This is a genomic window from Chloroflexota bacterium (assembly GCA_016235055.1).
Lineage (GTDB): Bacteria > Chloroflexota > Anaerolineae > JACRMK01 > JACRMK01 > JACRMK01.
In genome coordinates, this window is record JACRMK010000051.1 from 153,292 (window position 1) to 162,374 (window position 9,083).

A 9,083-nucleotide genomic window follows, 5' to 3' on the forward strand; every position below is an offset into this window, starting at 1 on the left:
CTCAGGTGCGAACGACGGAGTTCTCCGCGTTGTACGGATTGGGCGTGTAACGGTCGGCCTGCCAGTCGTTCTGCCAGTCACTGCCATTGATGAGGTAGCGATATTGGTAGTCGCGCCCGGCGTCAAGCACCAGTGTCGTTTGCCAGACACCGTCATGGCGCTGTTTCAGCGGATGGGCAGTGTGATCCCAACCGTTGAAATCACCAACGACGTGTATCGTATCGGCCCAAATGCTGGCGGGCATCTCAAATGTGACGGCGACGCGTCCATCCGGGAGCGGCTTCTTATGTATCATGGATCGATCTTCCGATTAGTACGATTATTAATGACTCATTCTAGCATGCGGCAATTGGGGCGCAAAACACGCGTGCGCTCCGGCCCCCGACGGCGGTGGCCGGCATGAGACGCGCGCAGCGAATCAATCGGCGCGTTTGGATCGCATTACTGGCGCTGGCGATTGTCGCCAGTGGCTGGGGAGCATCTGCGGTGCGCTCGGCGCCGACCGGAGCGATTGTCGCGTCGGTCTATCGCCATTATCACTGGGACATTTACGTATTGGACACCCAGGGCGAATTGTTGAAACGGTTGACGTTTGGGGAAGGCGATAACCGCGCCCCGGATTGGTCGCCGGACGGCGCGCGTATTGCGTTCGAATCCAACCGGGACGGCAACTGGTCGATCTATTCCGCCAATGCCGACGGTTCGGGCGCCAGGCGACTGACCACCGAACTGCGCTTCGAAGGCTCGCCGCGCTGGTCGCCGGACGGCCGCCGGATTGCTTACACGGCGGAGAAAGATGGCGACCTGGACGTGTGGGTCATGGATGTGGACGGCAGCCATGCGGTCGATCTGACGCCTAAATCGCAGGCGCACGACTACGATCCGGTGTGGTCGCCGGATGGCGCGCAGATCGCCTTCACGTCGATTCGGGATGGCAATAAAGAGATTTACTTGATGAATGCCGACGGTTCCGGTGTCCGCAATCTGACCCAGGAGAAGTCCGCCGACCAGGAGCACCCAGCCTGGTCGCCGGACGGCAAGCGCGTTGCGTTTGTCAGCGAGCGTAACGGTGCGCGGGAAATTGACGTCGTCGAAGTTGCGGCGCCACAGGCGTGGCGCCGCGTAACCGCGTTGGACTATAACCAGTGGCCGGCCTGGTCGCCAGATGGCTCTGCGCTCGCCTATGTATGGCAATCCGAAACCGAGCAGTCGCTCTGGCTGGCCGCGGCAGACGGCTCGCGCGCCGCGCCGTTGACTCACGACACGTACTGGTATCGCCAGCCTGACTGGAACGGACAGGCCGGGGTAGCGCGTGACCCGGCCAGCCTCGCGCGCGAAGACCAGCCGCTTTTCACGGAGACGGTCATGGTCAACCCGCCCGGTTCAGCCGACCCGTTCAATTTCGTCAAACTGCCGAATATGCGCATGACGCTCCCCGCCTCGTTGAGCGATCGGGTGGACGATTCGTTCATGGCCTGGCGGCAGCGCGTCAACCAGGTCTCGGGCTGGGATTTCCTGAACAACTTGAGCGAGTCGTACCGCCCGCTGTCGTTCAAGAGCAGCGCCTCCGACTATCTGTCATGGCACAAGGTGGGGCGCGCGGTTGATCTGCTCTGGGACTATCTAGGGCCGACCGGACGGAACATGGAGATTGCGCGCGAAGACTTGCTGGGCGAAACCTACTGGCGGGTTTACCTGCGCACGGCGAAACAGGACGGTTCGCTGGGCGAGCCGCTGCGGCAGGCGGTGTGGGACGTGAGCCCGCAGGCGCGCGCGCGCGCCGCCAACCGCGGCGGCTTGATCCGCGGCGTGTTGCCCGGCTACTATATCGACGTGACGGAACTGGCGCGTCAGTTCGGCTGGCGGCGCATCCCGTCGCATACACAGCCGGATTTTGACTGGCGCCGCGACTTCCAGGCGCTGGAGTATTGGCACTACCAGGCCTCCAGCGACGTAACGTGGTGGGAGGCGCTGCGTGAGGTTTACCCGCCGTCCGACTACAAAGAGTTATTCAGCTACGAATCGCTGGTGCGGCAGAGGTACGATACGCTCACGATGAACGAGAAAGGCATACCGCTGCCGCCCGACGTGACGCAGCGCTTCAGCCAGATGGTTCCGTAGGGTGCACTAGCGCGCCGGCGCAGCCGTCCCAATCGGCACGCGCGTCGTGTCGCGGGCGATTTCGCGCAGGGCGCTCTCCAACGTGACGCGCCAGCCATCTTCGATGGCGAGCGAAAACGTGTTGCGCCATACGGTCACGGCTTCCCCGATCGGTTTTGAGGCTCGCCACTCCAGCAGCGGCAGTCGGTCGCGGAAGCGTACCGTGACGCGGCCTGCGTCGGCCACGATCGCATCCACGCCCGCGCCCAGTCCGAGCGCTTTCAGACGAACCAGGTAGAGCAGGTTGCGCGCCGGGGCCGGCACCGGCCCGAAACGGTCGGCCAGCTCCCGTTCGAACTCCTCGACATCCGACGCCGCAACCAGTTCGGCCAGCCGGCGATAGAGCCGCAAACGCAACTCCTCGTCGATCACGTAATCCTTTGGCAGGTGCGCCGTCAGTGGCAGGTCGAGCGCCAGCGTCGGCCGGATGGTCGGCGCGGCGTCCTCAACCGGCGCAGCCTCCGCACGCTGGGCGGCCGGCAGTGACTCGCGCTTGTCGCGGATCGCCTGCGCCAGAAGCTTCGTATACAGATCGAAGCCGATGGCTGCGATGTGCCCGTGCTGCTTGGCGCCGAGCACGTCGCCCGCGCCGCGAATTTCGAGGTCGCGCATGGCGATCTTGAAGCCCGCGCCCAGTTCGCTCGACTCGAAGATCGCCTGCAGGCGTTTGCGCGCCACGTCGACCAGCGTCTTGTCGCGCGAGAACATCAAATAGGCGTAGGACTGGCGCGTGCTGCGCCCGACGCGCCCGCGCAACTGGTAGAGGTCGGCCAGCCCGAACTGGTCGGCGCGATTGACGATGATCGTGTTGACGTTGGGCAGGTCGATGCCGCTCTCGATGATCGTCGTGCAGACCAGCACGTCGTAGCGCCCCTCGCCGAACTCGAGCATGACCCGTTCGAGCTCGCGCTCCCTCATCTGCCCGTGGCCCACGACCACGCGGGCATCGCCGGCCAGCCGGCGAATGCGCGCCGCGACCTGCTCGATGCCCTCCACGCGGTTGTGGACGAAGAACACCTGCCCGTTGCGCCCGAGTTCGCGCAGGATGGCCTGCTTGATCAGCGCCTCGTCGTACGCCATCACATACGTGCGAATCGGCAGGCGCTCTTCGGGCGGCGTGTCGATCGTGCTCATGTCGCGCGCGCCCATCAGCGCCATGTTGAGCGTGCGCGGGATCGGGGTGGCGGTCAGCGTCAGCACATCCACCTCGGTGCGCATCTGCTTGAGGCGCTCCTTGGCTTTGACGCCGAAGCGCTGTTCCTCGTCGATGACCAGCAGGCCAAGGTCTTTGAACAGCACGTCGTCCTGCAGCAGGCGGTGCGTGCCGATCACGATGTCCACGCCGCCTTGACTCAGGCTGGCCAAAATCTTCCGCTGCTGTGATTCGGTGCGGAAGCGCGAGAGCATCTCTACCGTGATCGGGAACGCTTTCATGCGCTCCTGGAATGTCTTGTGGTGCTGCTCGGCGAGCACGGTGGTCGGGACGAGTACGGCGACTTGCCGCCCGTCCATGACCGCCTTGAATGCGGCGCGCAGCGCAACCTCGGTCTTGCCGTAGCCGACGTCGCCGCAGATCAAGCGGTCCATCGGCCGCTCGGACTCCATGTCGCGTTTGATGGCGGCCAGTGCCCGCAGTTGGTCGGGCGTCTCGACGTACGGGAACGACTCTTCCAGTTCCTTCTGCCAGGGTGTGTCGCCGGCGAACGCGTGGCCTTGCACCGTCGCGCGCTTGCTGTACAGCACCATCAAGTCGTCGGCGATTTCCTCGACCGCTTTCAGCGCTTTGGCTTTGGCGGACTCCCAATCGGCGGTGCCGAGGCGGTGTACGGGTGGCGCGCCCTCGCCCGCGCCGACGTAGCGCGCAACACGGTCCGCCTGGTCCACCGGCACGTAGAGCTTGTCGCCGCCGGCGTACTCGAGCTGTAGGTATTCGCGCTCGACGCCGCCGAAATCGCGACGCACGAGCCCGCCGTAGCGCGCGATGCCGTGCTCGACATGGACGACGTAGTCGCCAACGGTCAGATCGGCGTAGAACGACTCGATCGGCGCGGAGTGTTTCTCGGATGGGCGGCGCGGCTCCGGGCGCGCATAGCCGAATAACTCGGCGTCGGACAGGACGAGCAGCGCGCCGCCGGCTTCCGGCGCGTGCGCCTCAAAGCCTTCCGGCAGCACGCCGGGGACCAGTGTCAGCGGGTCCGTGCCGACCGTTTCGTTGATCGCCGCGCCAAGCCCGCGCTCCGTCGTCAATTCGCGGATGCGCTCGGCCTGCCGTGAGACGACCACGATGCGCTCGCCCTGTGCCAGCCGTTCCTGCCAGTGCGCGATGGCGTTCAGCAGCTTGCCGCCATAACGTGGCGCTGTATTGAAGCGTTCTTCCCAGTGGCCGAAGCCATCGTCGACCAGGCCGAAGGTCAGGTCGAGCGCGGGGTGCAGCGTCGTGAAGAGGTCGGAGACGGCTGCGGCGAAGCCTTCCGGCACGTCGCGCCGGCCGAGCGCGTCGGCGCGCAACTGCTCGACCTCGGCGCGCCACTCTGACGCGACGGCCTGCACCAGCGCCCACTCGTCGGCGACAATCAGCGTACCGTCGGGCAGATGGTCGAGCAGTGTGTACGGCCGTTCGTCGAGATAGGGCAGGTAGAACTCAACCTGCCGGAAACGGCGCGCCGCACTCAATTCCTCCAGATCGGTCGCGAAGTCGCGCTGCGCGGCGTCGTGGAGCGAGGCGTTTTCAACGAGACGGCGCAGCCGGCGGTACGCATCGGGGCCGTACTGCGGCAGCGCCTCGCTGGCCGGAATGATCTGCAGCGCCTCGAGCGCCTCTCGCGAGCGCTGCGACTGCAAGTCGAAGCGCCGGATCGAATCAATTTCGTCCCCGAAGAACTCGATGCGTGCGGGCGCGGCGTCGGCCGGCGACCAGATATCGACGATGCCGCCGCGATGCGCGAACTGGCCGCGCTCTTCAACCACGGTGACCGGCTCGTACCCGGCGTGCTGCCAGCCGGCCAGCAAGGGTCCCAGCGGGTGCGTCTCGTCGCGACGCAGGGCCTGCGCCCCGGCGCGGAATCGCTCCGGGCTGACGGTCTGCTGCATGAGTGCGCGCGCCGGGGCGACGATCAGCGGCGCGTGGCCGGATTGCAGCGCGCGCAGGACGGCCAGCCGCTGGTTGCGCGCCTCGGGCGCGATGGCGGCGCGCTCGAACGGCAATGCATCCGGCGCCGGGAAAAGCATCATCAGTTTGGGGTCGCCGGCCCAGCACGCAAGCTGGCGCATCAGGTCCAGCGCATGCTCGGGCTTGGCCGCGAGCACGACGACCGGCCGTCCCCAATCGGCGTGCAGCGCCGCCAGCACGGCCGCGCGCGCGGCGCCGAGCAGGTTGAGCCGCACGGGCGGTCCGCCGGCGCGCAGGCGCGCCATGAGTTCCGTGTGGTCGGCAGAATTCCGGAGGTAGGCCAGCAGGGCGGCGAGGTTCACGCGGCGTTGAAGCGGTTCATGGCGGTAATCAGGCCGTCCGCAATGAATGTCTCGATGGCGGCGACGGCGCGATCGTATGCGTCTTCGGCCAGGGGCAGCTCGTCGCGGTTGTACGCGCCGAGCACGTGGCTGACGCCGCCGCCGACCGGACGGCCGACGCCGATCCGCAGGCGCGCGAATGACTCGGTGCCGAGCTGCTCGATGATCGACTTCATACCGTTGTGACCGGCGCTGCCGCCGTCGGGGCGCAGGCGCAGCGTGCCAAGCGGCAGATCGATCTCGTCGTACACAACCAGGAGGTCGGGCAGTTCGAGCTTGAGCCAGCGCACCAGCGGCCCCACGGCACGACCGCTGTCGTTCATGAATGTGAGCGGACGCGCTACCAGGACTTTTTCGCCGGCGATGGCGCCGCTGATGACCATGGCGTTGAACTGCATCTTGCGCAGTAGGAACTCATGGCGCGCGGCGAATCGATCGACGACCTGAAAGCCGGCGTTGTGGCGCGTGTTCGCGTACTGAGGCCCCGGGTTTCCGAGGCCGACGATCAACTTCATGCATGCTCCCAACACACAACGCCCGGTCTGTGCGAGACCGGGCATGAGCCGTCACGTTGTCTGCCTGGCCGGCGCGCTACAACCGGTTCAGGATGGCGCGCACGCTGATGTACACCAGGCTGATGACAACCAGCGCGGCCATCGCGCAAATGCCCCACGAGAGCGCCTCCATCAGGCCGGGCAGAAAGTCCAGGTTGATCAGCGGGCGCGAGTCGGGCGCCGCAGTGGCCGCGCGCGTTGGCGTGGCCCGCGCGGCACTGGTGGGCAGCACAACTGTCGGCGCCGGCAGCCGCGTCACGACAATGTTGATGGTCGCCGTCGGCGTGATCGCCTCGGTCGGCGTGGCGGTCGGTGTGCGCGTCGCTGCCCGGTTGGACACGACGATGGGCCGCACCTGCACCGGCGGGCATGGGAAGTTGCCCCGGATGTCGACCACGGTCAGGCGCACGGTGTACGGGCCGTCCGGCAGACTGCTCGTATCCCAGACGTCGAGCAGACCGGACTGCACCGCGGTGCGGCGCACGTCCGGCCCGACATTGGCAAATGACGAATCGCTTGGATTCGACGTGGGCGCGTACTCGACCTTGTAAAACTGGAACTGTGGGATGTTCGCGCTGCCGCTGATGTCAACCCGCCCGCGAACCGCATCGTTGGCCTTGGGCGATGTGATGGAGACGCCGCTGCAATCCTGCTGCAGCGCCGCCGCCCCGGCTGCGGGGACCCATGGCGCGAACAATAGGAACAACGCAAAGACCAATCGTCTCATATAGTCTAGTTTAACATACCCGTCGACCATGCGGAAAAACCGCGGCGCGTCAGCATGCCAGCGCATATCCGTCGCGCCGCGGGTCGGCCCCGCCGCCCAGCACGCCCGTCTCCGGGTCGCGCACGATGCCCTGCCCGCCGCCGACGACCCACGACCAGTCGGGCAGCACGTTCAGTGCGTGGCCGCGCCCGGCCAGGTCGGCGCGCACGGCTTCCGGCACGCGCGACTCGATGTCCACGGCGCGATCGCGGTAGATGCGCACACGCGGCGCTTCGATCGCTTCCTGGATGTTCATGCCGAACACGACAGCGTTCAGGATCATCTGCGTGGTGGTGTGCAGAATACCGTACGAACCAGGCGTGCCGATCGACAGCGCGAACTGGCCGCCGCGCGTCAACTGCGTTGGTGACATCATCATCTGCGCTGCCGGCTGCTCGCCACCCTTGAGGCGGTACGGGCTGTCGGGGTGCAGGTCGGCCCAGAACAACAGATTGTTCAGCAGCACGCCGGTGCCCGGCGCGGCAAAGCCGGAGCCGAAAACGTTGCCCAGCGTCTGCGTGACGGTGACCACATTGCCCGCCGCATCGGCGCACGCAAAGTGCGTGGTGTGCTCGTGCGGGAACTCGGCGGGGTTGCCGGCGGCCAATTCGTTGGGCAGCGGCGTTGAGTCAAACCGCTCGCCCGCGCTGGCGGCCGCGTGCAGGCGGTCGATGCGGGCGCATTGGCGCGCGGCATAGCCGTCTGTCAGCAGGCCGGCCACGATGCTCTGATCGCGCCGCGGTGCATACGCCAGGCGGTCGGCCGTGGCCAGCTTGATCGCCTCGATCAGAGCGTGCAGGTATTCCGCCGAGTTGTGGCCCATGCCCTCCAGATCCAGTCCCTCGATAATCTTGAGCGTGGCTGGTATCTGGAATGAGCAGTGCGGCAGGGGCACGGTGAAAAGTTCGTGGCCTCGGAAGGTTGCCTTGAGCGGCTCGCGCCAGACCGGTTGGTAGTCGGCCAGATCCGCTGCGGTCAGCCAGCCGCCGGCCGCTTGCACACTCTGGGCAATCTGGCGACCGATTGGGCCGCGATAGAACGCCTCGGCGCCGCCTTCGGCCAGCGTCTGGTAGGTGCGCGCGAGATCGGCTTGCTTGACGACCTGCCCGCTACGCGGCTCGGCAGCCAGGTAGATGCGCTGCGCCTCGGCCGAGCGCTCCAACGTCTTGCGCCCCAGTCCATAGAACTCGGCATTTTTCCAGGTGAGGGGCGCGCCTGCCTCGGCCAACTGGATGGCCGGGGCCAGCACCGTATGACGCGGCATCGTGCCGAAGCGCTCCAGCGCGGACAGCCAGCCGGCCGGATTGCCTGGCACCACGCAGGCACGTGGACCTCCGAGCTGTTCGTCGGCGGTCATCTGCGCCGGATCGGCAGCGCGCGGCGCGGGACCGACAAAGTCCAGCAGGTGCCGCTGGCCGCTGCGGGCGTCATAGATCATCATGAGGCCGATACCGCCGAAGCCCGACATATACGGTTCCACGACGTTCAGCGTGCTGGCGACGGCGACGGCCGCATCGACGGCGTTGCCGCCCTGGAGCAGCATGTGTAGCCCGGACGTGGAGGCCAGCGGATGCGCGGATGTCACGACGCCGCGACGACCCATGACGACGGGCCGGTATGCATTGCGATGCGGAGGCATAGGGATATCTCCTGTGCGGTAGGTGCTTGAGATGCATTCCATTATACCAGAGCCAAGCGCTCGTGACGCCACTCGCACGCACTGTGTTCGTCATCGATCGTGCACAGGCGGGCAGCCGACGGGCTTGTGTCCGCGTCCATGGGCCGCGAGTCGGTGACGGCTGGCCGGCATCCTCCTGCCGCGTCTGCGTTGGGGCGCGGGGGAGCGGGTGCGGAGACCGCGCCCGCACCGGGCTTATGCCGCTGCATTCGGAACAATAGACAATATTGGAAATAGGCCGCTGGTATGTTGAAACGCTAGTCCTCCGGGCCTTTGCGAGCGATCGTTGCTTATTTCCAATAATGTCTAATGTATACTGCCGCGCTTGTGCAAGGCAGAGACGCACTCCCACGGACCCCGGACTGCTCGAACTGCAGCAATTCTCAATTTGGAGTCTGTCCACCAGGTTGCCCCC

General features: G+C 66.2%; 6 protein-coding genes. 1 reads left to right on the top strand and 5 read right to left on the bottom strand.

From position 1 onward, the window contains the following. Position 1 precedes the first annotated feature (1 nt). Positions 2 to 295, bottom strand: a complete 294-nt coding sequence (locus HZB53_13570) for an isoamylase early set domain-containing protein (GenBank protein ID MBI5878673.1) — start codon at positions 293 to 295, stop codon at positions 2 to 4. A gap of 104 nt (positions 296 to 399) precedes the next feature. Between HZB53_13570 and HZB53_13575 the strand changes: the two genes are divergently transcribed. Beyond that, positions 400 to 2,121, top strand: a complete 1,722-nt coding sequence (locus tag HZB53_13575) for a PD40 domain-containing protein (GenBank protein ID MBI5878674.1) — start codon at positions 400 to 402, stop codon at positions 2,119 to 2,121. 6 nt (positions 2,122 to 2,127) lie between these two features. Here HZB53_13575 and mfd read toward each other — a convergent pair whose 3' ends face one another. From mfd to HZB53_13595, 4 genes are all read right to left on the bottom strand, one after another. After that, the gene (gene mfd / locus HZB53_13580; protein MBI5878675.1) at positions 2,128 to 5,631 is read right to left on the bottom strand and encodes a transcription-repair coupling factor; all 3,504 of its coding nucleotides are present in this window, start codon (positions 5,629 to 5,631) and stop codon (positions 2,128 to 2,130) included. Further along, positions 5,628 to 6,185: an aminoacyl-tRNA hydrolase gene (locus HZB53_13585; protein MBI5878676.1), complete on the bottom strand. Its 558-nt coding sequence runs from the start codon at positions 6,183 to 6,185 to the stop codon at positions 5,628 to 5,630. Before HZB53_13585 ends, mfd begins: the two co-directional genes overlap by 4 nt. A 76-nt stretch (positions 6,186 to 6,261) precedes the next feature. Further along, positions 6,262 to 6,951, bottom strand: coding sequence for a hypothetical protein (locus HZB53_13590; GenBank protein MBI5878677.1), 690 nt, complete (start codon positions 6,949 to 6,951; stop codon positions 6,262 to 6,264). Between the two features lie 49 nt (positions 6,952 to 7,000). Next, positions 7,001 to 8,629, bottom strand: a complete 1,629-nt coding sequence (locus HZB53_13595) for a gamma-glutamyltransferase family protein (protein ID MBI5878678.1) — start codon at positions 8,627 to 8,629, stop codon at positions 7,001 to 7,003. Between the last annotated feature and the right edge of the window lie 454 nt (positions 8,630 to 9,083).